This is a genomic window from Glycomyces halotolerans (assembly GCF_054779575.1).
In genome coordinates this window covers 39,630-62,773 of record NZ_BAAGXZ010000014.1, presented here as the reverse complement: position 1 = coordinate 62,773, position 23,144 = coordinate 39,630, and the positions used below count along the sequence as shown (strand labels likewise).

General features: G+C 71.1%; 20 protein-coding genes and 2 pseudogenes. 8 read left to right on the top strand and 14 right to left on the bottom strand.

The window, feature by feature from the left end:
• Nucleotides 1-90: 90 nt before the first annotated feature.
• The 3 genes from ACYVL2_RS13020 to ACYVL2_RS13010 form a co-directional block, all read right to left on the bottom strand.
• A complete protein-coding gene (locus tag ACYVL2_RS13020; RefSeq protein ID WP_460543935.1) occupies nt 91-1,482 on the bottom strand; it encodes a cellulase family glycosylhydrolase in 1,392 nt (463 codons plus the stop codon).
• A 164-nt stretch (nt 1,483-1,646) separates the two neighbouring features.
• Entirely contained in the window at nt 1,647-2,855 is a 1,209-nt protein-coding gene (locus ACYVL2_RS13015) for an ROK family transcriptional regulator (RefSeq protein ID WP_460543933.1), read from the bottom strand.
• Between the two features lie 47 nt (nt 2,856-2,902).
• Nucleotides 2,903-5,038, bottom strand: a complete 2,136-nt coding sequence (locus ACYVL2_RS13010; protein ID WP_460543931.1) for an alpha-galactosidase — start codon at nt 5,036-5,038, stop codon at nt 2,903-2,905.
• A 238-nt stretch (nt 5,039-5,276) separates the two neighbouring features.
• Between ACYVL2_RS13010 and ACYVL2_RS13005 the strand changes: the two genes are divergently transcribed.
• From ACYVL2_RS13005 to ACYVL2_RS12990, 4 genes and pseudogenes are all read left to right on the top strand, one after another.
• Nucleotides 5,277-6,527 carry an AGE family epimerase/isomerase gene (locus tag ACYVL2_RS13005; protein WP_460544038.1) on the top strand — a complete coding sequence of 417 codons (1,251 nt, stop codon included), beginning with the start codon at nt 5,277-5,279 and terminating at the stop codon, nt 6,525-6,527.
• Entirely contained in the window at nt 6,524-7,489 is a 966-nt protein-coding gene (locus tag ACYVL2_RS13000; RefSeq protein ID WP_460543929.1) for a carbohydrate kinase family protein, read from the top strand. The genes ACYVL2_RS13005 and ACYVL2_RS13000 overlap by 4 nt, the downstream gene beginning before the upstream one ends.
• Nucleotides 7,490-7,609: 120 nt before the next feature.
• Nucleotides 7,610-7,783, top strand: a pseudogene (locus ACYVL2_RS12995) (SulP family inorganic anion transporter); the annotation flags it as partial.
• Between the two features lie 148 nt (nt 7,784-7,931).
• Entirely contained in the window at nt 7,932-9,077 is a 1,146-nt protein-coding gene (locus ACYVL2_RS12990; RefSeq protein WP_460543927.1) for an RNA-guided endonuclease InsQ/TnpB family protein, read from the top strand.
• Between the two features lie 267 nt (nt 9,078-9,344).
• Here ACYVL2_RS12990 and ACYVL2_RS12985 read toward each other — a convergent pair whose 3' ends face one another.
• Together ACYVL2_RS12985 and ACYVL2_RS12980 are read right to left on the bottom strand one after the other, a co-directional pair.
• Nucleotides 9,345-10,541, bottom strand: a complete 1,197-nt coding sequence (locus ACYVL2_RS12985; RefSeq protein WP_460543925.1) for an MFS transporter — start codon at nt 10,539-10,541, stop codon at nt 9,345-9,347.
• Nucleotides 10,542-10,551: 10 nt separating this feature from the next.
• The gene (locus ACYVL2_RS12980; RefSeq protein ID WP_460543923.1) at nt 10,552-10,935 is read right to left on the bottom strand and encodes a hypothetical protein; all 384 of its coding nucleotides are present in this window, start codon (nt 10,933-10,935) and stop codon (nt 10,552-10,554) included.
• 54 nt (nt 10,936-10,989) lie between these two features.
• On the opposite strand from ACYVL2_RS12980, the gene ACYVL2_RS12975 reads away from it, so the two are divergent.
• Complete coding sequence (locus ACYVL2_RS12975) at nt 10,990-11,478, top strand: MarR family winged helix-turn-helix transcriptional regulator (RefSeq protein WP_460543921.1); 489 nt, start codon at nt 10,990-10,992, stop codon at nt 11,476-11,478.
• 26 nt (nt 11,479-11,504) lie between these two features.
• Here ACYVL2_RS12975 and ACYVL2_RS12970 read toward each other — a convergent pair whose 3' ends face one another.
• The 8 genes from ACYVL2_RS12970 to ACYVL2_RS12935 all read right to left on the bottom strand — a co-directional run bounded on the left by ACYVL2_RS12970 (nt 11,505) and on the right by ACYVL2_RS12935 (nt 19,405).
• Nucleotides 11,505-12,899 carry an NADH-quinone oxidoreductase subunit N gene (locus ACYVL2_RS12970; RefSeq protein ID WP_460543919.1) on the bottom strand — a complete coding sequence of 465 codons (1,395 nt, stop codon included), beginning with the start codon at nt 12,897-12,899 and terminating at the stop codon, nt 11,505-11,507.
• Complete coding sequence (locus ACYVL2_RS12965) at nt 12,896-14,386, bottom strand: complex I subunit 4 family protein (RefSeq protein WP_460544036.1); 1,491 nt, start codon at nt 14,384-14,386, stop codon at nt 12,896-12,898. The genes ACYVL2_RS12970 and ACYVL2_RS12965 overlap by 4 nt, the downstream gene beginning before the upstream one ends.
• Before the next feature lie 2 nt (nt 14,387-14,388).
• The gene (locus ACYVL2_RS12960) at nt 14,389-16,266 is read right to left on the bottom strand and encodes a proton-conducting transporter transmembrane domain-containing protein (protein WP_460543917.1); all 1,878 of its coding nucleotides are present in this window, start codon (nt 16,264-16,266) and stop codon (nt 14,389-14,391) included.
• Nucleotides 16,263-16,568: an NADH-quinone oxidoreductase subunit NuoK gene (nuoK, locus tag ACYVL2_RS12955; RefSeq protein ID WP_460543915.1), complete on the bottom strand. Its 306-nt coding sequence runs from the start codon at nt 16,566-16,568 to the stop codon at nt 16,263-16,265. Before nuoK ends, ACYVL2_RS12960 begins: the two co-directional genes overlap by 4 nt.
• Nucleotides 16,568-17,143, bottom strand: coding sequence for an NADH-quinone oxidoreductase subunit J family protein (locus ACYVL2_RS12950; RefSeq protein ID WP_460543913.1), 576 nt, complete (start codon nt 17,141-17,143; stop codon nt 16,568-16,570). The genes nuoK and ACYVL2_RS12950 overlap by 1 nt, the downstream gene beginning before the upstream one ends.
• A 9-nt stretch (nt 17,144-17,152) precedes the next feature.
• Nucleotides 17,153-18,085: a complex I subunit 1 family protein gene (locus ACYVL2_RS12945; RefSeq protein WP_460543911.1), complete on the bottom strand. Its 933-nt coding sequence runs from the start codon at nt 18,083-18,085 to the stop codon at nt 17,153-17,155.
• On the bottom strand, nt 18,078-18,941 hold the full coding sequence (locus tag ACYVL2_RS12940) for a hypothetical protein (RefSeq protein WP_460543909.1): 864 nt from the start codon (nt 18,939-18,941) through the stop codon (nt 18,078-18,080). The genes ACYVL2_RS12945 and ACYVL2_RS12940 overlap by 8 nt, the downstream gene beginning before the upstream one ends.
• Before the next feature lie 116 nt (nt 18,942-19,057).
• Entirely contained in the window at nt 19,058-19,405 is a 348-nt protein-coding gene (locus ACYVL2_RS12935; protein WP_460543907.1) for an NADH-quinone oxidoreductase subunit A, read from the bottom strand.
• A 255-nt stretch (nt 19,406-19,660) separates the two neighbouring features.
• Between ACYVL2_RS12935 and ACYVL2_RS12930 the strand changes: the two genes are divergently transcribed.
• The 3 genes and pseudogenes from ACYVL2_RS12930 to ACYVL2_RS12920 all read left to right on the top strand — a co-directional run.
• The gene (locus tag ACYVL2_RS12930; RefSeq protein WP_460543905.1) at nt 19,661-20,263 is read left to right on the top strand and encodes an alpha/beta fold hydrolase; all 603 of its coding nucleotides are present in this window, start codon (nt 19,661-19,663) and stop codon (nt 20,261-20,263) included.
• A 104-nt stretch (nt 20,264-20,367) separates the two neighbouring features.
• The gene (locus tag ACYVL2_RS12925) at nt 20,368-20,598 is read left to right on the top strand and encodes a hypothetical protein (RefSeq protein ID WP_460543903.1); all 231 of its coding nucleotides are present in this window, start codon (nt 20,368-20,370) and stop codon (nt 20,596-20,598) included.
• 32 nt (nt 20,599-20,630) lie between these two features.
• Nucleotides 20,631-20,855, top strand: a pseudogene (locus ACYVL2_RS12920) (aldo/keto reductase); the annotation flags it as partial.
• Nucleotides 20,856-21,159: 304 nt separating this feature from the next.
• Here ACYVL2_RS12920 and ACYVL2_RS12915 read toward each other — a convergent pair.
• Nucleotides 21,160-22,611 carry an RICIN domain-containing protein gene (locus tag ACYVL2_RS12915; protein ID WP_460543901.1) on the bottom strand — a complete coding sequence of 484 codons (1,452 nt, stop codon included), beginning with the start codon at nt 22,609-22,611 and terminating at the stop codon, nt 21,160-21,162.
• Nucleotides 22,612-23,144: the final 533 nt, after the last annotated feature.

Sequence of the window (23,144 nt, the reverse complement as noted above, 5' to 3'; positions counted from 1 at the left end):
CTCCCTCGCCCGGCCGCCGCTCCTCGACCGCATCTCGGCTTCCCACCGGGGGTGCGCCCGGGCCGACGGCCCGGGCGCCACTTGATCGGGTCAGGCGGCCTCGCAGATCACTTCGGCTTCGGTGCCGGGACCGGAGCCGATGAATCCGAAGACGTTCCGGGTCTGTCCGCTGGCGACGGTGGCGTTCCAGCCGACGTCCGAGGCGGTCACCGTGGAGCCCGACTGCGACAGGTCGGCGTTCCAGTGCGAGGTGATCGACTGACCTCCCGGCCAGGTCCACGTCAGCGTCCAGCCGTCGACGTCGGAGGCCCCGGCGGTGATGTGGACGTTGCCCTGCCATCCCGAGCCCCAGTCGTTGACGACCTCGATCTGGGCCGTGCAGTCCGCGTCGGGAGGCGTGGTCGGGTCGTCAGGGCTCGTTGGGTCGTCGGGGGTGGTGGGGTCGTCCGGCGTGGTCGGGTCGTCGGGCTCGTCGCCGAAGACGCTGGCGCGCTCGGCGGTCGCCCCGATGCCGTAGGTGCCGTGGAAGACCCGCTCGCCCCACGCGGTGAGCTGGTTCGGGTCGAAGTCGACGGTCTGGTCGTGGGTGGCGCCGTTGTTGCCCGACCAGGACCACGAGATCCAGCCGATGCCGCGGGCCTGGGCCTCGGCCTCGATCGCGTCCGGGGTGTCCTCGCCGAACTCGCCGACGATGAGCGGCAGGTTCTTCTGCTCCCAGGCGTCGAAGTAGTCGACGACGGTCTGCGGGTTCTCGTAGACCGAATACATGTGGACCGAGAAGATGGTGTTGGACAGCGCGTCGGCGTCGAAGATGCGCTCGGCGGCATCGCTGTCGCGCATGGTGTTGGTCCAGTCTTGGCCCCAGTTCGGGGCGTCGACCACGAGCGTGTGCTCGAAACCGATGTCCCTCATCCGCTGGATGGCGTCGGTCCACGCCGGCTCCCAGCCTTCGACGTTGTCGTTGCCCCAGGCCTCGTTGCCGATGTTGATGAGGATGTACTCCTCCTCGCCGACCAGGACGTCTTTGATGGACTCCCAGTAGTCGACGGCCTGGTCGAGGCTGGCGGCGTCCGGTGCGGAGCCGTCGGCGTACCCGGTGGTGTCGTGGACCTCGAGCATGCAGATGACCCGGTTGGCCTTGCAGTCGTCGATGATCGCGGCGACGTCGGCGGCGGGGGTCGGCCCCCACTGCTGCCCGGATCCGAGGACGACGCGGATGGTGTTGGCGCCCAGCTCGCTCATGTCCGAGATGGCCTCGGTCCGGTGCTGGAACCACTCGTGGGGATGGGTCGAGCCGCGCATGATGAAGGTGTTGCCGTTGGCGTCGACCAGGTCCGATCCGACCACGTGGAAGCCGTTGGTCTGGGCCTGCGCCGAGGGCAGGAAGAAAGCGGCCGCGGCGGCCGCCACGGCCGTGGTGAGCACCGTGAGGAGCGCGCGCCGAAGCGTACGCCGCCTCGATGGCGCGGGTGTCACTGTCATGTCGTTGCCTTTCTCGTGTCGATCGCCGCCGGAGGCCCTGACCGGGCCGTGCGTCGGAGGCGATCGGAGTTTGTTTGCTTAACCCAACCAAGAAATAGTTAAACATCGATATGTCGATCTTGCAAGACGAGGATCGCGGCACCCGGGCGAGTGACGAGGTCCGATCAGGAGGGCGAGCGTTCGCCGAGGCCCGGCGACTCGAGCAGGTTCCGCAGCACCACCAGGGCGCCGCCGACCGCCGCGGCCTGGGCCGCGTTCTCGGCCAGCTCCACCTGCACACTGTGTACGTGGCGCATGAACACCGACTCGTCCAGCGCCTCCTGCAGGGCGGTCCGGTAGACGGTGCCGAAGTCGTCGAAGGCGTTCCCGGCCAAGACCACCCGGCCGAGGTCGAACAGGTTCACCAGAGTCGTGGTCGCGATCGACAGCCGGTGCGTCGAGACCTCGATGAGCGCGGCCGCATCGGCGTCGCCGCCGACCGCGGCGCGGCCGATGCGGATGAAGTCGGTGAGCGGGCCCCGGCCGAGGCCGAGCCGCGAGGCCAGCTCCGGGTCCTTTCGCGCCCGCTCGCTGAGCGCGATCGGCCCGGCGACGGCGTCGAGACAGCCACGGTTGCCGCAGCCGCACCTCGGCCCGAGCGCGTCGACGGAGATGTGCCCGAGCTCCAGGCCGTTCGAGGTCGACCCGCGGTAGGGGTGGCCGTCGATGATGACCCCGGCGCCGATGCCGCCGGACATGAACACGACCGCGAAGCTCGACGACGCCTCCCGCGGCGTCCGCACGCCCAGGCCGGCGGCGGTGGCGTCGTTCTCCAGGGTCACCGGCAGCCCCGTCGCCTCCGCCAGCGTCGCGGCGAGCGGGTATTCGCGCCATGCGGAGGTCGGCTGCGGCGTCAGCAGCACGCCTTCGCGGCGATCCTGCGGCCCGTACGTGGCCAGGCCGACACCGAGCACATTGGAGCGCGGAATCGACGCCGACTCCAGCATCGCCTCCACCGACGCGGCGAACTCGGCGACCACTTCGCTCGGCGACCGGTCCCCGGCTCCCGGCATCCGGCGCCGCACCACCACCTCACCGGCCAGGTCGAGGACCACGCCCATCGCCGAGAACCGGTCGAAGTGGATGCCGACCTGGTAACTGGCCTCGGGCTGGAGCTCCAGGAGGCGGCGCGGCGTGCCCCGGCCCGAGCGCACCGTGCCGACCTCGTGCACGAAGCCGAGCGCCATCAGCTTGCGGACGGCGTGGGTCATGGTGGCCTGCGTGAGGCCGGTCGCCTCGGCCAGCTCCACGCGGCTGACCGTCGTCCGCTCCCGAATGACGTCGAGCACCGCGGCAAGCGTCGGAACGCGGGTGCCGGAACCGAACGATCGCAATGCAGCCTCCTCGCCGGACGCGGCCCACCATACTTCAGGCGCTGAATCTACTCGGTGGCCAGGTGCAGGACCAGCGCTTGGACCGGCGACAGCGTCGGCAGCTGGAGGCCGACCTCCGACAGCACGCGTCCGGGAACCGACACCGGATCCTCGGCGAGCCACGCCGGGGTGACCCATCCCCACTGCGCCTTGCCGATCTCGTCGCGCACCCGCACGGTGTAGCGCCGCTCGGGATCTAGGCCCTCGAGTCGGATCCGCTCGGTGAGCGCGTCTTCGAGCGAGGCGACCGTGGCTGCGGTGAACACCGCCTCGGACCGGTCGGGCGCCACGACGCCGCGGACGCGCAGCGCCGGGTCGGCGACGTCGGGATGGACGACCGTGCCGGTGTGCAGCAGTCCGCGCAGCTCCTTGTACAGCGAGGCGAACGCCTTGACCTGCTGGAGCTCCTCGTCGGTGCAGTCGAGGAGGTCCCATTCGAACCCGGACGATCCCTGCAGCGAGGTCGCGATCCGGTAGGAGAGCGCGGTGGCGCGCCCGGACGAGTGGGCGGGGGAGGGGCCGACGTGCGCGCCGATGAGCTCGGGCGGGAGCAGCAGCTCGGTCCAGCGCTGGATGTCCTGCCGTTCGACCGGATCGTTGGAGTCCGAGGCCCACACGCGGTCGGTGCGCTCGAGGATGCCGAGGTCGGTGCGCGCGCCGCCCGAGGAGCACGACTCGATCTCCAGGCCGGGGTGGTCGGACTTGAGCCGCTCGATGAGCCGGTAGGCCGCGAGGGTCTGCTCGTGCGTGCCCGGTGCGCCGTCGTGGACCGGCTCGACGAGGTCGCGGTTGTGGTCCCACTTGATGAAGTCGATGCCGAGCCGTCCGATCAGGGCCGACATCCGCTCGCGGAGGTGGTCGAACGCCTCGGGATCGACGAGGTCCAGCACGTACTGGGAGCGGAAGGAGAGGCCTTCGGGCGAGGGCACCGAAGCGGGGTTCGCGAGCAGCCAGTCCGGGTGGGAACGGGCGAGCTCGGAGTCGAGGTTGACCATCTCCGGCTCGAACCAGAGCCCGAACTGCATGCCGAGGGCGTGGACGAGGTCGGCTAGCGGTTCGAGGCCGTCGGGCCAGACCGCGGGGTCGACCTCCCAGTCGCCGAGGCCCGCCGTGTCGTCGCGCCGGCCGAGGAACCATCCGTCGTCGAGCACGAACCGCTCGACGCCGACCTCCGCCGCGCGGCGGGCGAGGCGTTCGAGGCGGGACGGGTCGTGGTCGAAGTAGACCGCCTCCCAGGTGTTGAGCACGAGCGGCCGCGGCGAACTCGGGTGCTGCGGGCGGGCCCGCATCCAGGTGTGGAACCGGTCGGCGACGCCGTCGAGTCCGGCCGCCGACCAGGAGAAGTACGCCACCGGGGCGCGGTAGGACTCGCCGCGGGCGAGCCGGATCTCCCCGGGCCGCAGCAGTTCGCCGGCGCCGAGCACGGTGACGTGCTCGGTGACCCGGTCGGTGCGGTGGCGCACGTCGGCGCTCCAGCCGAGGTGGACGGCCCAGGCCTCGCCGACGCGGCCGCTGGGGACACCGGCCGAGGCGATGGTGACCCACGGCGAGTCGTGGCCGCCGCGGCCCCGGCGCGACTCGCGGGTGGTCGACCCCGGCGGCATCGGGCCCGTGACCGGCGACTTCTCGCGGCTCCAGCGGCCGCCGAACCCGGTGAGACGATCGGCGGACTTGGGGACGGGGAGGGTCGCTTCCAGCCATGCGAGGTCGACCGGTTCGTCGCCGGTGTTGGTCACCTCGTGGTCGACCAGGACGAGACCGCCCGCGCCGATCGCGATGCGGGTGCGCAGGCTCAGGCCCGCGTCGCCGTCGACGGCCGCGAAGCGGACCGTGGCCTCGTCGACGTGCTCGACCGTCGAGGTCCAACGGGGGTGGATCGGCCGTTCGCCGCGCGTGGCGAGCAGGCCGGGCCTGCCGGACCAGCCGTCGGACTCCTGCGGCACGACCGGGAGCCGCCAGGCGGCGTCCAGTGTCCCGGGGCGGGTCTGGCGGCTGGTCGCCCGGTCGAGCGCGGCGAGGTCGCCCTCGCTGAGCGGACCGAGGTCACGTCCCCAATGGATCACTGCCGGAAGGCCGCTCCGGGGCGATGCCAGGATCAGGGAGACCCCGTCGCGGCGCAGGTGCGTCCAGGTGTCGGTGTTCACGATGCTCCTTCACGGGTCGGGTCGGCGGCGAGGTCGGGCGCCTGGGCGGCGAAGCGTTCCTACCCGGTCCGGCGGCCACGTGCTCCCAGTACAGTGTCCAGCGTCGGTCGACCGGTCCGACACCCGGAGAACCCATCCTTGATAGATTAAATTTAGTGCGTCAATAATAGAGTCCTCCGACTCCGCGGGACTCGCGCCCCGACGCGCCGAAGGAGCGACCGTGACCCCTTGGCCCAGAATGAAGTCCCATCAGGACTGGCTCGCCCGCGAATGCGCGCGGCTGCTCGCGTTCGGCGCGCGGACCGGCCTGCCGGCCGGCGGCGCCGCCTACCTCGACGCCGACGGCGGACCCGATGCGGCGCAGGGGGTGCACACCTGGATCACCGCCCGCATGGCCCACGTGTACTCCCTCGGCGCACTGCTCGGCACGCCCGGCAGCGCACCGATCGCCGATGCGGCCCTGGCAGGGCTCGCCGGCAGGCTGCGCGATACCGAACGCGGCGGCTGGTTCCACGCCCTCGACGCCGAGGGCGTACCGGTGCGCGGGGCCGGCAAGTCCTGCTACGACCATGCGTTCGTGCTGCTGGCCGCGTCCTCCGCCTCGATCGCCGGACGGCCGGGCGCCGCAGAACTGCTCGCCGACGCCGAGGCGGTCTACCTCGAGCGGTTCTGGGACGACGAGGCCGGAATGCCCGTCGACGAATGGGACGCCGATTTCACCGAGGCCCGCGACTACCGGAGCCTCAACGCCACCATGCACTCGGTCGAGGCGATGCTGGCGGTCGCCGACGCGGTCGCGGCCCCCGAAGCCGAGGCGTGGCGGCAACGCGCCGCTCGCGTGTGCCGGACCGTCGTCGCGCTCGCGGCCGAACACGACGGCCGACTGCCCGAGCACTTCGGACCCGACTGGGAGCCCGACCTCGACCTCAACCGCGACCGGCCCGCCGACCAGTTCAAACCGTTCGGCTCCACGCCCGGCCACGGCCTGGAGTGGTCGCGGCTGCTGCTGCACGTCGAGGCCGCCACCGGCGGCGACGACACACTGGCCGAGACGGCGGTGCGACTGTTCGACCGCGCGGTCGACGACGGCTGGGACGCCGACGGCGCCGAAGGCTTCGTCTACACCGTCGACTGGGACGGCGCTCCCGTGGTGCGCCAGCGGATGCACTGGGTGGCGGCCGAGGCGATCGCCGCCGCCGCCGCGCTGCACCGCCGCACGGGCGAGGGCCGCTTCGCCGACTGGTACGCGACCTGGTGGGACTACGCCGAGCAGCGCCTGATCGACCGGTCCGGCGGCTCATGGCGGCACGAGCTGGACTCCCGCAACGAGCCGGCGGCGACGGTGTGGCCGGGCAAACCCGACCTCTACCATGCGGTGCAGGCGACGCTCCTGCCCCGCCTGCCGCTCGCCCCGACGCTCGCGCGTGCGCTGAGCGAGGACCTGCTGGACGAGGCAGCGGAACGGAAACCAAAGGAGACCAGGCCATGAGCCGGCACGCGGACAGCCCGCCCGTCGGGCCGGTGGTCGTCATCGGGGAGACCCTGATCGACATCGTCGAAGCGCGCGAGCTGCCCGGCGGGAGCCCGGCCAACGTGGCCGTCGCGCTCGGACGGCTCGAGCGCCGACCGGTCCTGCTCACCACCCTCGCCGACGACGCGCGCGGCGCCGCCGCGAGGCGCTGGCTCGGCGAATCCAACGTGGAGGTGATGGCACAGGCCCCGTCGACCGGCCGAACCTCCACGGCCGCGGTGACACTGAACGACGACGGCTCGGCCGACTACGCGTTCGACCTCGCCTGGGAACTCGACTCCCCGACGCTCGCAGGGGCGCCCGCCGACCCCGCCGCCGTGCACACCGGATCCATCGCGACCGTCCTCGAACCGGGAGCCGACGCCGTCGAGCGGGCACTGCGCGCCGCCTCCGGACACGCCTTGGTGACCTTCGACCCCAACGCGCGACCGGCCATCACACCGGACGCGGCCCAGGTGCTGCCGCGCGTGGAACGCCTGGTCGCCGCCAGCGACGTCGTCAAAGTGTCCGAAGAGGATCTCTCCTGGTACCACCCGGGCGCCGACCCGGTCGACCTCGCCCGCTCGTGGCAGGCCTCCGGCCCGATCCTGGTCGCCGTGACCCGCGGTGCTGAAGGCAGCGTGCTCGTCCGCGGCGACGACCTGGTCGTCGTCCCCGGCATTCCCGCCCCAGTGGCCGACACCATCGGCGCCGGCGACACATACATGGGCGCGCTCATCGACGCCCTCATCGGACTCGGCGCGCACGGGCCGAACGCCCGCGACGCGCTCGCGGCCCTCGGCACCGAGCAGCTGCGCCGAGCGGCCTCATGGGCGGCCCGCGCCGCGGCCGTCACCGTGTCCCGCCCCGGCGCCGACCCGCCCAGCCGAACCGAACTCGATGCCGCGTCGACCGCGGATCCCTTGCACCACAGCATGTGACGGCATCGATGCCGAGCCGCCGAACCGCGATACAACGCCGTCCGCGCGCGAGGAGAGCCGCGGCGGGGAAATGTAACCTCTGGCACCGCGGGCCACTTTCGCAACAGGCACCGGCCATTGTTGGCCCCGCTCTGGTTCGACCGTGCCCTCACCTCCCTGCCCCGCCCGCTCCTGCCGTTCCTGCGCATCGAACTCCTGGCCGGGCTCCTGGTGGCATTGGCGCTCATCCCCGAGGCCATCGCGTTCTCGATCATCGCCGGCGTCGATCCCAGAGTCGGCCTGTTCGCCTCGTTCATCTGAATCCCTCTGGGGAAACCTCGGCCTTCAGGCCGGGGAGGGATCGGGCTCCTGCCGAGCAGGCCACAGAGCGGCGAAGGCGTCGCCTTCGCCGCCTGCCCACCCCAAAGTCCGTTTTACAACGTCTACACATATATTGTGAGATATGAGTGTCCAAGCGCGGCATCGGGCGTACCGGTTCCGGTGCTACCCGACGAGCGAGCAGGCCGAGAACCTGGCCCGCACGTTCGGGTGCGCACGCTTGGTCTACAACAAGGCCCTCGAATACCGGCACAAGGCGTACTTTCGCCGGGGCGAGAGCATCAACTACCACCAGACCTCGGCCATGCTCACCCGCTGGAAACAAACCAGCCGCTATGCCTTCCTCAACGAGGTCTCCAGCGTCCCGCTCCAGCAGGCCCTCCGGCATTTGCAGAAGGGCTTCTCCGGCTTCTTCAAGCAGCAGACCGGCTACCCGTGCTTCAAGAAGAAACGGACCGTTGCCGGTTCGGCCGAATACACCAGGTCGGCGTTCAAGTGGAATGACGGTCAGCTCACGCTCGCGAAGCAGTCCGAACCGCTCACGATCCGGTGGTCCCGGCGGCTTCCGCACGGCGCGGTGCCCTCGACGGTGACCGTCTCCCGCGACGCGGCCGGACGCTGGTTCGTGTCCCTGCTCGTAGAGGAGGACATCCCGACTCTCCCCAAGCGAGACGAATCGGTCGGCGTCGACGCCGGACTGACGCCCTTGTTCACCCTCTCCACTGGGGAGAAGATCACCAACCCGCGCCATGAGCGGCGCGACCGCGAGCGCATCCGCAGACGACAAAAAGACCTGTCCCGTAAGACCAAAGGCTCCAAGAACTGGGTCAAGGCCCAGGTCAAGCTCGCCCGGGCCCACGCCCGGATCGCCGACCGGCGTCGCGACTTCCTGCACAAGCTCACCACCCGGCTGGTCAACGAGAACCAAGTGATCGCCGTGGAGGATCTGGGCGTGCGCGGGATGCTCGCGAACCATCGCCTGTCGCGTGCGATCGCGGACGCGTCCTGGGCCGAGTTCCGCCGCATGATCGAGTACAAGGCCGAATGGGCAGGCCGGAGCGTGGTCGCGGTCGACCGTTGGCTGCCTTCCAGCAAGACGTGTTCGGCGTGCGGCACGCTCAAAGCATCGGTGCCGTTGTCGCAGCGGGTCTTCGAGTGCCCCGCGTGCGGGTACACCGGGGACCGCGATGTGAACGCGGCGAAGAACATTCTGGCGGCCGGGCTGGCCGTTGCAGCCTGCGGAGACGGTGTAAGACACGAACCCTCCTAGGGCGAGTGCGACTGTCGATGAAACAGGAAACCCGGCCGGGCGACCGACCGGAATCCCCTCCCTACAGGGAGGGGAGGAAGTCAACATGGCCTGCTCCATCGCTTTCCTCGGCGGACGCCCGGCCATGGTTTCGGCCGCCACCGGCGCGATCCCTGGTCGTCGCCCCGCTGGTCGCCTCCCATGGCGTCGGGTACCCCGCGGTGAGGCCGTCGAGATCATCGGCCTCAACCGTCCCAGCGCCGAACTCCACGGTGAACTGACCTCCACTCAGGTCAGCGCTGAAGCCGCCGCCGGTTCGGGGCGCTCGCGACCGGTCGCGGGCATGGCGAACACGGTCGCCACCGCGGCGGCGGCCAGCGCGGTACCCGTCAGCGCTATTTCACGGGTGCCGAGCCCTGCGAGGGTGAGACCGCCGAGTCCCGAGCCGAGCGCGATGCCGACGTTGTAGGCGATCGAGCCGCCCGCCGAGGCCATGTCGGTGCCGCCGGGCGCGAATTCCATGACGCGGTTCTGCAGCGCCGGGGTGAGCGCGCCCATGGCGAGCCCGGTGAGCACGACGCCGACGCCGGCGGCCACCGGATTCGCGCCGAGGGCGAACAGCCCGAGCAGGGTCGCGGTCAACAAGGCGGACGGCAGGACGACGGCGAGCCGCTGATCGCGATCGGAGAGGATCCCGCCGGCCGCGATCCCGCCGAAGTCGGCGATCCCGCGCGCGAGCAGCAGCGGCCCCAGCAGCACGGCCGAAATCCCGGCGACCGAGGTGACGAACTCGGCGGTGTAGGTGAACACCGCAAAGAACCCGGCCACCGCCAGGACGGTGACGGCCAGCACCAGCGCGTAGCCGCGGGCATCGGGTGAGGTGCCGCGCTCGGCGTGGTCGTGCCGGGCCGGATCGCCGCGCAGCGCCACGGCCAGGATGATGAAGGCGAGCAGGCCGAGTGCCGCGAGCGCGAGGAAGGTGGCACGCCAACCGGCCTGCTGGCCCAGCCAGGTGCCAGCGGGCACGCCGAGCATCGGCCCGATCGATCCGCCGGTGAACACGACCGCCATCACGCGGCCGCGCACGTGTACGGGGAACATGCCGGCGGCGACCGGTGCGACGACCGCCCAGAACACGGCCTGGCTCAACGCGGTCGCCACTCGGGCGGCCAGCAGCGGCCAGTATCCGGGCGCGGCGGCCGACAGGGCGGTCGCCACCACCATTACGGCCATGAGGGCGATCATCAACGGGCGTCGCGGGACTCGCGCGACCAGTCGCACCAGCGGGAGGGTGAGCACGGCGACGGTGACGGCGTAGCCGGTCACCAGCAGGCCGACCTGCGACGGCGGCACGCGCAGATCGGTGGAGATCTGCGACAGCAGTCCCACCGGCACGGTTTCGGCGGTCACGTAGCAGAACGCCGCGACCGCGAGCGCCAGCAGCGCCGCGACCGAGCGTCGGTCCAGATCGGAACGAATCGTCAAGTCGCACCCCTCAGGTTGTGACGTCGCGGCGTCGCGGCTCGACGCGGATCGCCATGGTCGAGGTCAGGGCGGCGATGACCCAGACCAGCGGGCCGGAGAGCCCGCCCACGGGATCGACGTGGCCGGGGACGACCATGACGGACACGAAGACGGCGTCGATGACGCCGAGCGCGATGAGGTTGAGCCAGTAGCCGAATCGGTCGTTGCGGCGGTTGAGGAACCATGCTACGGCGATGGCTTGGGCGCCGAAGACGGCCGCGCACACGAAGTACATCAGGCTCTCGGCCTCGAGCTCGCCGCCGGGGAGTCCGTCGGTGATCGCGGAGCCGATCATGGAAAATGCGAGGCCGAGGTGGAGCAGGCCCCAGAGGACGTAGGAGGCGGCCCCCGTCATGGCCCATCGTGAGTGGTGGGGAGCGGCACGAGGCGCGCGGATATCATTCACGATGTGAAAGATACATGGCGTGAATCATCCGGTGGGTCCGGCCGCGACGCCGCCGTGGCCGAGGCGCTGAACGCGACTCGCCGACTGCACTCGGCGACCGAAGAGCTCCTCGACGCGGCGGCCGAGCGGTACGGGATCAACCGCAACGACCTGCGCTGCCTGGAGATCATCGAGCGCGAAGGCGCGATGCGGCCCGGCCGTCTCGCTCAGGCCAGCGGCCTGAGCCCGGCCGCCATCACCAAGGTGCTCGACCGGCTCGAAGCGGCCGGGTATGTCACGCGGTCCGGCACCGGCGCCGACCGGCGCGCACGCGAGGTGCGGACCTCCGATCACCATGGGCTGCAACGCCGCCGGACCTGGCAGCCGGTGATCGATGCCGCGAGCGCGGTCCTCGCCGACCAGGAGCGGGAGCGGCTTGAGGACCTCGCCTCGGTCCTCACGAGCCTGGCCGAGGCGAACCGGCGCAGCGCCCAGCGGCTTCGCAGCCGCTGATCCGCCTGGCGCGGCCCGCTCGGTCCTCAGCCCGACACGGCGGTGAGGACCACGCCGCCGCCGATGCCCAAGAGCAGACTCAGCGCTCCCGCCGCGTAAGCCGTCCGCGCTGCCCAGCCTTCGGGCGACTCCGTGCGGGGACCGTCCTCGGGCGCTTGGAACAGCGGGGCGATCCAGCGCAGGTAGTAGAAGACGCTGGCGACCGTGTTCGCGACCGCCACGACGACGAGCCAGGCCATCAGACCGTCGAGGCCGGCGGCGAAGACCGACAGCTTGCCGACGAAGACGGCCGTCGGAGGCGTGCCCACCAGCCCCAGCAGGCACACCACCAGCGTCAGCGACAGCAGCGGCGCGCGGCGGAACAGGCCGGTGTAGTCGGCCAGGGTCTCGCCTCGACGGTGCGCGGCGACGACGGCGAAGGCCCCGAGGTTGGTGACCGCGTAAGCCGCCAGGTAGTACAGCAGCGCCGCACCGGCCAGATCGGACCCGGCGGCGGCCGGAGCGATCAGGAGGTAGCCGACCTGGCTGACGGTCGAGTACGCGAGCAGGCGGCGGGCGTTGTCCTGCCAGAACGCGGCCAGGTTGCCCAACGTCATCGACGCCGCCGCCAGCACCGCGAGGACCAGCGCCAGATCGGCCGACGCCGGGACCGCTTCGGTGCTCAGGCGGTAGACGGCGGCCAGGCCGCCGACCTTGGGCACCGTGGTGAGGAACGCCGCGACGCCGACACCGGCGCCTTCGGTCGCGTCGGGCACCCAGAAGTGCCCCGGCACCGCGCCCGCCTTGAACAGCAGGCCGACCAGCACGGCCACGGCCGCGCCCACCACGGCGGCCGGCGCGACGCCGTCCAGTCCCTCCCGCAGCACCCGGTATCCGGTGCCGCCGCCCAGACCGTAGAGGACGGTGACGCCGGCCAGCATGATGATGCCCGAGAACGCGCCGAACAGCGCGAGCTTGAGCGCGGCCTCGGTGCCCGCCGCGTCCTTGGCGAAACCGGCGAGCGGATAGAGCGCGACACTGGCCAGCAGATACGCGGCGGCCAGCACCAGCAGATCGCTCGCTCCGGCGAGCAGGACCGCGCCGAGTGCGGCGAGCAGCAGCAGGGTCGCGTATTCGGTTTCGCGGACGTGGCCGCGCACGGTGCCGCGGGACATCGCGAGCACCAGCAGCGTCGCGGCCGGCACGACCACCCGCACGGTGTGCAGCACGGCGTCGACGGTGTAGGTCCCGTGGAACACCGCCCGTGCCGCGTCGCCGGCGTCGGACAGCGCCAGTCCGACGGACACGAGCAGTGCGGCCGCGGCGATCGCGTGCACGATCCACTGGCGCTCGCGCGGCAGCCACAGCCCGGTCAGGAGGCCTGTGACGGCACCGAGCAGCAGGCACAGTTCGGGCAGCAGCGCCAGCACGTCCTGTGTCACCGGGCCACCAGCTCCACCACCGCGGCCGCGGCGGAGTCGATGACGTCGAGCAGGAACCGGGGCAGCACGCCGATCACCAGGGCGAGCCCCAGCAGCGGGGCGACCGCGACGAGCTCACTGGGTCTGGCGTCGGCGAATTCGGAGGCGGCCTGGGGCAGCCGCCGCTGCCCGAGGAAGACCCGCTGCAGCGCCAGCAGGAACAGCGTGGCCGTGGTCAGGATGCCCAGCAGGGCGATGGCGGTCGCCACGGGGCGGGCGCCGAGGCTGCCGGTGAAGATCTGGAACTCGGCGATGAACCCGGAGAAACCGGGCAGGCCCAGAGAGGCGAACGCGCCCACCGCGACCAGTCCGGTGAACCGGGGCGCCAGGCCCGCGAGGCCGCCGTAGGAGGCCATGTCGTAGGTGCGGGCCCGGTCGTAGAGGACCCCGGCGAGCAGGAACAGCGCCCCGGTGATGAGCCCGTGGCTGACCATCTGGGTGACCGCGCCGGTGACCGCGAGCTGCCGGGCCTGCTCGGTGTTGCCCGCGAGGATGCCGGCGGTGCCGATCGCCAAGGCGATGTAGCCCATGTGGTTGACCGAGGTGTAGGCGATCATGCGCTTGAAGTCGGTCTGGGCGAGCGCGACGAGTGCGCCGTAGAGCACGCTGACGACGCCGACGACGACGAAGACCGCTGCGTACCGCTGCCAGTGCTCGGGCAGGGCGGGCATCGCGATCCGCACGAAACCGTACGTGCCCATTTTGAGCAGTACTCCGGCCAGGATGGCCGAGCCGACGGCGGGCGCCTCGGTGTGAGCGGGAGGCAGCCAGGTGTGGAACGGCACCAAGGGGGTCTTGATCGCCAGGCCGAGGCAGATCGCGAGCAGGACGAGTCCGCCCGCCACGGGAGAGCCGTCGAGGGGACGCTGCTCCACCAGCGCCGGTATGTCGAAGGTGGAGGGATCGGCGGCGAGGTACAGGCCGATGAAGCCCAGGAGCAGCACCAGCGAGCCGATGAACGTGTAGAGGAAGAACATCAGCGCGGCGCGTCGGTTGTCGCGGTGCCCCCAGACGGCGATCACGAAGTACATGCCGACGATGGACAGGTCGAAGAACAGGAAGAACAGGATCAGGTCGAGCGCGCAGAACAGCCCGAGCGAGGCGGTCTCCAGGAACAGCAGCAGCGCCGCGAAGCCGCGGGTGCGCCGCGTGTGGCGCAGCGAGTAGACCGCGCCGGCCAGGAACAGCCCGGCGGTCATCGTGATCAGCGGCAGCGAGATCCCGTCGACGCCCACGTGATAGGACACTCCGATGGTCGGCATCCACGGCTGGCGCATCTGGTGGCTGTAGCCGCTGGTCTCGAATCCGGCCCACAGCGATGCCACGAGCGCGAACTCGGTCGCGGTGATCGCGACCAACGCCCGTCGGACCACGGCGTCCGAGACGCGGGGGACGCTCAGCAGCGCCACGCCCGCCACGACGGGCAGGAAGATCACGGCCGTCAGCACGGTCACCTCACCATCAATACGAATACGAGTACGAGCACCGCGAACGCGACCGCGGCCTGGGCGAAGTACTGGTGCAGCTGGCCGGTCTGGGGCCTGCGGGCCAGCGCGCCGAGGCGGCCTCCGCCGTTCGCCACAGTGTCGACCAGGGCCTTGATCGCCCGTTCCGGTGCGCGTTCGACGAGGGCGGCGACGGTGCGCCAGCCCCGGCCCAGCGCCGACGCCCCTGCGGTCAGGCGCCGCTCGGGCACGTCGTCGACGGCCGTGGCGATCGCTCGCCCGCCGCGTGCGGCGCCGCGGGCGCCGGCGGCCAGGACCCGGTCGTCGAACGCGGCGAGCGTCCGGGCCAGCGACCACACCGGACGCGCGATCACTCGGCGCGCCGACGGCTCCAGCCAGAGCCACCGCCGTCCGGCCGAGGCCACCGCTTCGGGCAGCGGCGAGCCGCGACGGGTCCAGAGCGCCGCCGCGGCCAGGGCCGCGACCGCGATGACCGCCGATGCGGCCGCGCCGACCGGTTCGAGGGGCGGCAGGGGCGCGGGCCACCACAGCGCCGCCGCGCCGAAGCCCGCGGCGGGCACGGCCAGGGCCGCCGTCGCCGCGACCATGGCGGTCGGCACCGGCCGGTGCTGCTCTGTGGACGGCGCCATCGCGGTGAACAGGATCCGACCGGCGTAGACGGCACTGAGCGCGGAGGCGGCCAGCGCCACCACATGCAGCGCCGTCGGGGCACCGGCCAGGGCCAGGCCCTCGGTGGCCCACAGCGTCAACGGCGGCACCCCGGCGAGGGCGAGCGCGCCGATGGTGAAGGCCGCGCCGGTCGGCCGGTGGCGGCGGCCCGCGCCGCGCAGCCGGTCGAGGTCCTTGGTGCCGAGCACGGCCAGCCACGCTCCGGCGGCGAGGAACAGCAGGCTCTTGACCGCCGCATGGCCGGCCAGGTGCGCCGCGCCTCCGGCCGCCGAACCGGCGCCGGCGGCGAGCACCATGAAGCCGACCTGAGCGCTGGTCGAGGCGGCCAGCAGCTGTTTGAGATCGGTTTGGGCGCAGGCGATCGCGCCGAGGACCAGCGCGGTGGCCGCGCCGAGCCACGCCGCCGTGGCGGCGCCCCATCCGGAGGCGTGCAGCATCGGCGAGAGCCGCAGCAGCAGGTAGCCGCCGGCGGCGACCATGGCCGCCGAGTGCAGGAGCGCGCTGACTGGGCTGGGTCCGGCCATGGCGCCCGAGAGCCAGAAGGAGAACGGCAGTTGCGCCGACTTCCCGGCGGCGGCCAGCAGCACGCCGGCGGTGACGGCGTCGAGCCAGGGCTCGGGGAGCGCGGCGAGTTGGTCGAGGGCGAGCGATCCGGAGGCCGCGAAGGCCGCGCCCGCGGCGAGGTACAGGCCCAGGTCGGCGGCCCGGGTGGTGAGGAACGCCGTCGTCGCCGCGCCGATCCGCCACGGCTCGCGCCACCAGAAGCCGATGAGCGCGTACGAGGCGGCGCCCATGATCTCCCAGGCCATCAGCAGCGGCAGCAGCGAGGCGGCGGTGACCGTGGCCATCATGGCGCCGGTGAAGACGAGCATCAGTCCGTAGTACCGGGCTCGGGCCTCGTCGGTTCCGAACTCGGCGAGTGAATAGACCAGGACCGCGAGGGCGACCACCGCGACCGTCACCACCATGAGCGCCGACAGTCCGTCGACGGCGAGTTCCACCGGCAGGCCCGCGAGCATCGGGGCGCGGATCGCCGGGCGCGCGGCCGCCGCGACGGCGGCGATCGGCACCAGAGCGGCCGCGACCGTCACGGCGGCGGCCGGTGCGCGGCGGTCGGCGCGGCGGCCGGAGACCAGCAGCGCCGCTCCGGCGGCCAGCGGGAGTCCGGGCAGTGCCCACAGCAGGAGGCTCATTCTTTGAGGTCCGAGGCCATGTCGGTCATGTCGACGTCCTTGGCGCGGAAGATCGCGATCGCCGCGGCGAATCCCATCGCCATCTCGACGGCCATCAGCGCCATGGCCACCAGCACCAGGACCTGGCCGTCGGCGTGCTGCGGCCACGCGAAGTACCAGAACGCGGCCGCGCCGACCAGTACCGCGTTGACCATGAGCTCCAGGCCCATCATGATCATCACGATCGACTGCTGGGTCAGCGCCCCGTACAGGCCGACGGCGAACAGCGCGGCCGCCAGGAGCAGGAACATCCGCAACGTCATCAGTGCCCTTCCATCGAACCGTGGTCGTGGTGGTGCTCGTGGCCTTCGCTCGCCGGCTGCCGGGGGAGCGCGTGCTCGCCGTTGCGGCCGCGCGCGGTGGCCAGGACGGTCGCGGCGATCATGGTGGTGAACAGGGCGATGCCGACGATCATCATCACCAGCATCTTCGGGCCCATGATCGCCTCGCCGAGCTGCCGCGTCGGGTCGGCCGGCCGGCTCGCGGCCCCCTCCGGCCAGGGCGCCAGCAGCGCGGCGGCGGCCAGGCCGAGGAACACGGCGACGGACACGGCCAGCGCCCCTCGCCGGTTGTGCACCATCGACATCGGTTCCAGGCCGGCCGGGTTCATCATGAACATGACCATGAAGACGACCATGATCGCCATCTCCACGGTCATCATCAGGACCGTGAGCGCGCCGAGGTAATGCAGGTCGAGCAGCAGCATCTCGCCGGCGACGAACAGGAACGAGGCCAGCAGCAGGAACGTCGCCCGAGCCATCGAGTCGACGCGGAACACCAGCGCCCCGCTGACTACAGCGAGGACCGCGAGTGCACCGAACGCCACCGTCTCCCACATGAGTTCTCCTCACCCGTGCGCCAGCGTGAGCACGCCGACCACCAGCACCTGCAGCAGCACCGCCGGGAGCAGCACCATCCAGGCCGGGGTCATCAACCGCTCCGGCCGCACGCGCGGCCACCGCCACCGCAGCCACACCAGCAGGCCGACGACGCCGAGCATCTTCACCACGGACCACAGCCACGGCGGCAGCCACGGCCCGTTACCGCCGCCGAGGAACAGCGGGACCGCGAACGCGGCCCCCGCCGCGAGCATCAGATACCGGCCGATGAGGACCGTCAGCCGGTCGACTCCGGACAGCTCGGTGAGCGCTCCGCCCGCCGCGTCCTCGGCCGCGGGAGCCGATAGCGGCCCCCAGAACGTCACGCCCGCGATGCCGATCAGGTAGACCGCGAAGGCCACCGGCATCCAGACCGCGAACCACAGCGGCTCCTGCGCCCGCACGATCGCGCCGACGTTCAACGAGGCGGCCGCCAGCGGCGGCGCGGTGAGCGCGAACATCAGCGGCAGCTCGTACGCCAAACCCTGCGCCAGGAACCGGTAGCCGCCCACCAGCGAGAACGCCGAGTTGCCGCCCCAGCCGACCATCCACACCAGCGCCCACAGCAGGACCTCCATGGCGTTGAACCACACCACGCCCACCGGCAGGTCCGAGACCGCGTACCCGCCGACCGGAATCACCGCCGACGCCAGCAGAGCGGCGACCACGATGCCGCCCGCCCCGAGCCGCCACAGCGGCACGTCCGCTTGAACCGTCCGGTGCCGCTGCCGGATCAGCAGCCGAGCGGTCTCGCGGAGGGGAGCGGCGAACTCCGTGGCCGCGACCGGCCGTCCGGCGGCCGCTGCGGCGAGTCCGGCGTTGAGCGAGGCGGCGAACAGCGCCAACGCACCCAGTGCGACCGGCAGCAGCAGGACCGTCCACAGCGGTGTCTGCTCAGCCATGGCGCGCACCGGTGGTCGAGGGCTGTTCGGCTTCGGCGGTGTCGATATCGGCGCTCGCCACGATGAGACGGGCGGCGGTCAGCTCGGCGCCGACCACGAGATCGGGGAGCTGCTCGAGCCACTCGGCCGAGGAAGGACGCGGCGACGCGGTCCCAGCGTCCGGTTCCCGCACGGCGTCGACCGCGTCGGTGAGCCACCGGTCCAGGCGGTCGGCGGCGTCGCCGGCGCCGGGTACCGTGCCGAGCCCGGTCAGCTCCCGACGGAGCAGGCGACCGCGGCGGATGCGTGCGGCCGTCGCCGCCACCTCGCGACCGAGCCGGTCACCGGGTTCGCCGGCCAGGGCCCGGTCCCGCAGGGCCTGGCATCGCCACCGCATGGCCGTCCAACCGGCCACGCCGAGCAGCCGGGCGATCGCGTCGAGGCGACGCGCCGCGGCACGGTCCTCAGCGGCCCAGAACGATCCCGTCCGCGGCTCGAGCCCGAGCACCTCGACTTCGGCGTGCTGGATCACGTCGCCCTGCAACCGCGTCGTCAAGCGCAGACCCGCGGGCCAGTGCGGCAGCAGCGGCCCCAGCGGGACGTGCAGCGCATCGAGCATCAGCCCGTCGCGGTCGTCGGCGCGTTCGGCCATCGACGGTTCCCCGGCCGTCTCGGACTCCTCGCCCCCGGGACGCCACGACGCGAGCCTGCCCGGCAGGCCGGCGAGAGCCGGCTCGACCTCGGCAGGAACGGTCAACCGGATTCGCACCGACGGGGCCGGGAACTGCCTCCAGGCCGTTTCGGCCGCCTCCGCCAGTCCACCGTGGAGTGCGCCGGCCTCCACGAGCGCGTCGGCGTCGGCGGGAGCGGCGGCCATCGGCCATCCTCGCTCCCTGGCGAAGCGCTCCACCGCCACTCGCACCGCAGTCGAGCCCGGAGCCGTCGCCGTCATCAGATGCGGCCGGGAGCAAGCGGCCCGGCGCAGCGCCTCCCTCAGACCCATCGAAGCCCGCCCTCGCGCCAGACGTACAGCACCCCCACCAGCAGCAAGGCGAGGAAGGCGAACATCTCCACCACGGCCGCCGCGCCGATGTCGGCGACCACGACCGCCCACGGGTACATGAACACCATCTCCATGTCGAACGCCAGGAACAGCAGCGTCACCGGGTACCAGCGCACATGGAACCGCGACACCGCGTGCTCGGTCGCCGCACCGCCGGACAGGAAAGGCCCGGTCTCGAGCGCCCGGCGCCGCACGGTGACCAGCATGCTGAGGCCGTAGACGGCCCCCACGAGACCCACCGCGAGCGCCAGCACGGCGAGCAGCGGTACGAGTGGCATCACGGCGCCTCCGAACTACGCATGGACGGGTCGCCCTCGATTACCCGCCTTACCGGAGGCTAGTCATACCGCGCTTCGCACGCCGCGTTTCCGGTGTGTTCGCGGTCGGCGCCGAGATCGGCCATGCGTATGCGAGCGGTTCTCAGTTCGCAGTATGGTCGACGGCGTCAGGCCGGATCGGCGCCGCCGCGGGATCGACTCGTTTCGGGGCACGCCGTCACCGCCGCTCATCATGTACGGACCGGTAGGAGATCCATGATGTCCACGAGCCCGTCCGAGGCGCTCCGGCACGACCCGGACTTCGAGTGGCCCCATGAGCTGTGGGGAGCCGCCGGTCGCCCCGTACTGGTCCTCAACGACCCGGCGCACGACCGGTCGGCATGGTGGCCGATCACCGCTCGACTGGCCGACGAGCACACCGTCGTGATCCTCGAGCCGCCCGAAGGTCCTCCTTCGAGCGTGGCCGAGGCGCTGGCCCGCTTCACGTCGCGGCTCGGCACCCGTGCTCCCGTGCTGGTCGGATACTCGTCGACGGCCTTGATCGCGGCGACCTTCGCGCTGCGATACGTCGCGCACGCGGCCGTGTGCGTCGAGCAGAGCCTCGACACGCGGCCCGGAGCAGGCGAAGACGACGATCCCGAGGCGCTCGCCCTCAAACGGGAGATCACCGGCGGCCGCGAGGCGATCCGGTGCCCGTTCCTGTCGGTGTTCGCGACCCCGCAGCGCCGGGGCTACGCCGAGTGGCTCGCACAGCGGATTCCCCGGTCGCGCTGCGAGGTCTACGGCTCTGCCGGAGCGTTCCCGCACCTGGCGGACACGAAGCGGTTCATCGACGACGTCCGCTCGATGGCGGACTGAAGACGGGCGCGAGGCGCAGGTTCCCCCGATGCGCACACGAGGTGTCGGATCCGACGCGCCGGGTACCCCCGTCCGAGGAAACGTCAGCCACTGAGGAGGAACGAATGTCCGACGTCGAAACCGGCCAAGTGACGGGCACTCAGGACAAGGACTACAACATCATCTGGTTCGTCGAGGCCTGCCTGAGCAACACGCTCCGCCTCGAGACCTACATCGCCGACGCCGAGCGCGTCGGCGACACCGAGCTCGTCGACTTCTTCCGCCGCGCCCAGGCCACCAGCCGCAAGGGCGCCGAAGAAGGCAAGGAACTGCTCGCCCGGCGACTCAGTGCCTGACCACGACGCGCCGGTGCCCACCGGGACGCCGGGCCGAAGGCCTGGCGTCCCGGCCTTATCGGACTACCGGGCCGGTTCGACGCAGCCGAGGTTGCCGCGCCCGTCCGGTCGCTCTGGCCTGGTTGCTGCGGCGTTCGGCGAACATCCTCCTGATTCCGGGTACCTCATCGGTCGCGCACCTGCGTGAGAACGTCGCCGGGGCAGGACTCTCGCTGTCCGACGAGGACGTGGCGGCACTGGACCGGATCGGCCGGTAACGCATCGACGATCACGACTGCCGGATGTACGGGTCGGTGCATTGCCTCCACTCCGCTGTCGGGAGATGGTGGTATCGAGCTGAGGAGGTGTGGCTGGACGATGTGGGCGTTCAACCGATCAGCCTCGCATCAGCGAAGGGGCCGGGCATGAGCCGGAAATGCCCGGCCTGAGGTCGGGATGTCGATCGGCCGGTCTGAGCGGCGATCGGTCGGGGCCGGTGCCCGCCCGCCTCGTGGGCGAGCGGGCACCGGCGGCGAGCCCTGGGGCGGCTCGGTCGTGTCGGCTATGGACGGGTCGGTGCGGTCAGCCGATGGCCCATTGCTGGACTGTGCTGCCGTTGCAGGTCCACTGGCGGACTTCGGCGCCGTCATCGGTGCCCCATTCATAGTCGTCCAGGCACAGGCCGGAGTAGCGGTTCTCGATAGTCGAGTAGCCGCCGCCGGCGTCGACGATCTGCCACTGCTGCACCGTGTTGCCGTTGCACGTCCACTGCCGCACTTCAGCGCCGGGTTCGGTGCCCCACTCATAGTCGTCCAGACACAGGCCCGAGTAGACATTGCGGATCGCGTGGTACCCGTTGCCGAGGTCTTCGAGCTGCCACTGCTGCACCGTGTTGCCGTTGCAGGTCCACTGGCGGACTTCGGCGCCGTCCTCGGTGCCCCACTCGAAGTCGTCGAGACACAGGCCCGAGTAGCGGTTCCGAATCTCGACGGCCGAACCGCCGCCACCACCGCCACCCCAGCCGTCGAGCACGGCGGACTCCTCCGAGCCGGTGAGGCTCAAGATCGACCCGTGCCGCTTGTGCGTGCCGCCCAGGTCGTAGTTTCCGACTCTCTGGAGGTTCTGGGTGTTGCCGAGATTGCTCGAGGTGAGCGGCATGTAGCCGCCGCCGGTGGCGTACTGGTCGACCCACAGGGCCCACTCGTTGCGATCGTTGAACTTCGACCACATCGGGCCTTCGACGTCGCCGCCGTCCAGTCCCAGGTGCGACAGGTCGCCCAGTCGCGTCCAGGAGCCGAGGATCGAGTTCGATGCCTCGATGGTGATCTGGTCGTCGCGGGAGGCGCGGTAGTAGCGCCAGCCGCCGGCACTGTCGGGAACTTCGATGATCTGGGTGTCGATGATTCCCTCGTTGCCGGGCCGGTCGATGTACACCTGCGGCGTCGACGCGCTCCGGAAGTCGCTGGTGTGCGCGTACCACATGCGGTGCTTCTTGAGTCCGTTGACGGTCGAGAGCGTCGCCCAGTAGACGACGAAGTCGCCGCTCGCCGGGTCGTAGATGGCCTCGGGGGCCCAGGCGTTCCCGGCGTCGGGGATGGAACCGGCCACGTCGAGCAGCCAGGGGTCCGACCAGTTGACCAGGTCGGTCGACTCCCACACCACCAGGGAGGTGCTGCCGTTGTTCGACGCGTCGGACCATGAGGTGCCCGAGGCGATCCGGAGGTCGGTCGCGATGATCCAGTACCGGTCGCCCTGGGGCGACCGGATCAGCACCGGGTCGCGAACCCCTTGAGTGCCGACCGTCGAGCGCAGCACCACGTTGCCGTTGTTGAGATCGTTCCAGTGCAGCCCGTCGTCACTGTGCGACAGGTAGACCTGCTCGCCGTCGGCGCTCTCGCCGGTGAAGTGGGCCATCAGATAGCCGGTATAGGACTGTTGAGCGGCCGCATCTTTCGCCGTGGCCACCAGAAACGTAGCTATCAGGAGGCACGCGGCGGCCAGGAGCGCGCCGGAGCGGGATAGGACGTTTGCCATGTAGTTCTCCTTTCATGGGTGCGAGTCCGACCGGAGAGGCCGAAATCGATGGAGGTGATCGTTCACATCACCAAAGTCGAGGTGATGTGCGCTGGTTCAGGAGTCGCTGAGCGCGAGCGTGTGGCGGGCGGGACAGGAGGTCGGTGCGATGGTTATCGCTAACACGTCCTAGGTTTCAGGCCGCTCCGAACGTCGTGCGGTCGCCCGGGTTCGGCGAATCTCGACCGACGGCGCTTGGTCGGCGCACCGGTCCGGTGTCATGAGCAGCGGTCGGCCACTGGGGCGGTGGGACGAGGGCGGTCCTGTGGCGATGCCCGTCCCCGATGGACTTCAGGTATTGACAGTCTTGAATCACCATAAACACACTCGCGAGCGTAAGTCAACACCTTCGACAAACCGTTGTAAAATCACGTCTGCGGTCGGCATCGCCATCGTCACGGGATCAATCAATTTGTATCGATACCCTTGACTGTATCGATGTGTTATCGATATCATCATCGGACCTCCGGGCGAGCGCGACGCTGCACCTCGCA

What these genes read in the sequence shown, in the direction of transcription:
- ACYVL2_RS12960 (WP_460543917.1), bottom strand. Translation starts at nt 16,266, where the DNA reads ATGAGCCTCCTGCTGTGGGCACTGCCCGGACTCCCGCTGGCCGCCGGA.
- ACYVL2_RS12925 (WP_460543903.1), top strand. Translation starts at nt 20,368, where the DNA reads ATGTCCGACGTCGAAACCGGCCAAGTGACGGGCACTCAGGACAAGGAC.
- ACYVL2_RS12935 (WP_460543907.1), bottom strand. Translation starts at nt 19,405, where the DNA reads ATGCCACTCGTACCGCTGCTCGCCGTGCTGGCGCTCGCGGTGGGTCTC.
- ACYVL2_RS13020 (WP_460543935.1), bottom strand. Translation starts at nt 1,482, where the DNA reads ATGACAGTGACACCCGCGCCATCGAGGCGGCGTACGCTTCGGCGCGCG.
- nuoK (WP_460543915.1), bottom strand. Translation starts at nt 16,568, where the DNA reads ATGACGTTGCGGATGTTCCTGCTCCTGGCGGCCGCGCTGTTCGCCGTC.
- ACYVL2_RS12930 (WP_460543905.1), top strand. Translation starts at nt 19,661, where the DNA reads ATGATGTCCACGAGCCCGTCCGAGGCGCTCCGGCACGACCCGGACTTC.
- ACYVL2_RS12945 (WP_460543911.1), bottom strand. Translation starts at nt 18,085, where the DNA reads ATGGCTGAGCAGACACCGCTGTGGACGGTCCTGCTGCTGCCGGTCGCA.
- ACYVL2_RS12990 (WP_460543927.1), top strand. Translation starts at nt 7,932, where the DNA reads ATGAGTGTCCAAGCGCGGCATCGGGCGTACCGGTTCCGGTGCTACCCG.
- ACYVL2_RS12940 (WP_460543909.1), bottom strand. Translation starts at nt 18,941, where the DNA reads ATGGCCGCCGCTCCCGCCGACGCCGACGCGCTCGTGGAGGCCGGCGCA.
- ACYVL2_RS12915 (WP_460543901.1), bottom strand. Translation starts at nt 22,611, where the DNA reads ATGGCAAACGTCCTATCCCGCTCCGGCGCGCTCCTGGCCGCCGCGTGC.
- ACYVL2_RS12950 (WP_460543913.1), bottom strand. Translation starts at nt 17,143, where the DNA reads ATGTGGGAGACGGTGGCGTTCGGTGCACTCGCGGTCCTCGCTGTAGTC.
- ACYVL2_RS12980 (WP_460543923.1), bottom strand. Translation starts at nt 10,935, where the DNA reads ATGACGGGGGCCGCCTCCTACGTCCTCTGGGGCCTGCTCCACCTCGGC.
- ACYVL2_RS13005 (WP_460544038.1), top strand. Translation starts at nt 5,277, where the DNA reads ATGAAGTCCCATCAGGACTGGCTCGCCCGCGAATGCGCGCGGCTGCTC.
- ACYVL2_RS13000 (WP_460543929.1), top strand. Translation starts at nt 6,524, where the DNA reads ATGAGCCGGCACGCGGACAGCCCGCCCGTCGGGCCGGTGGTCGTCATC.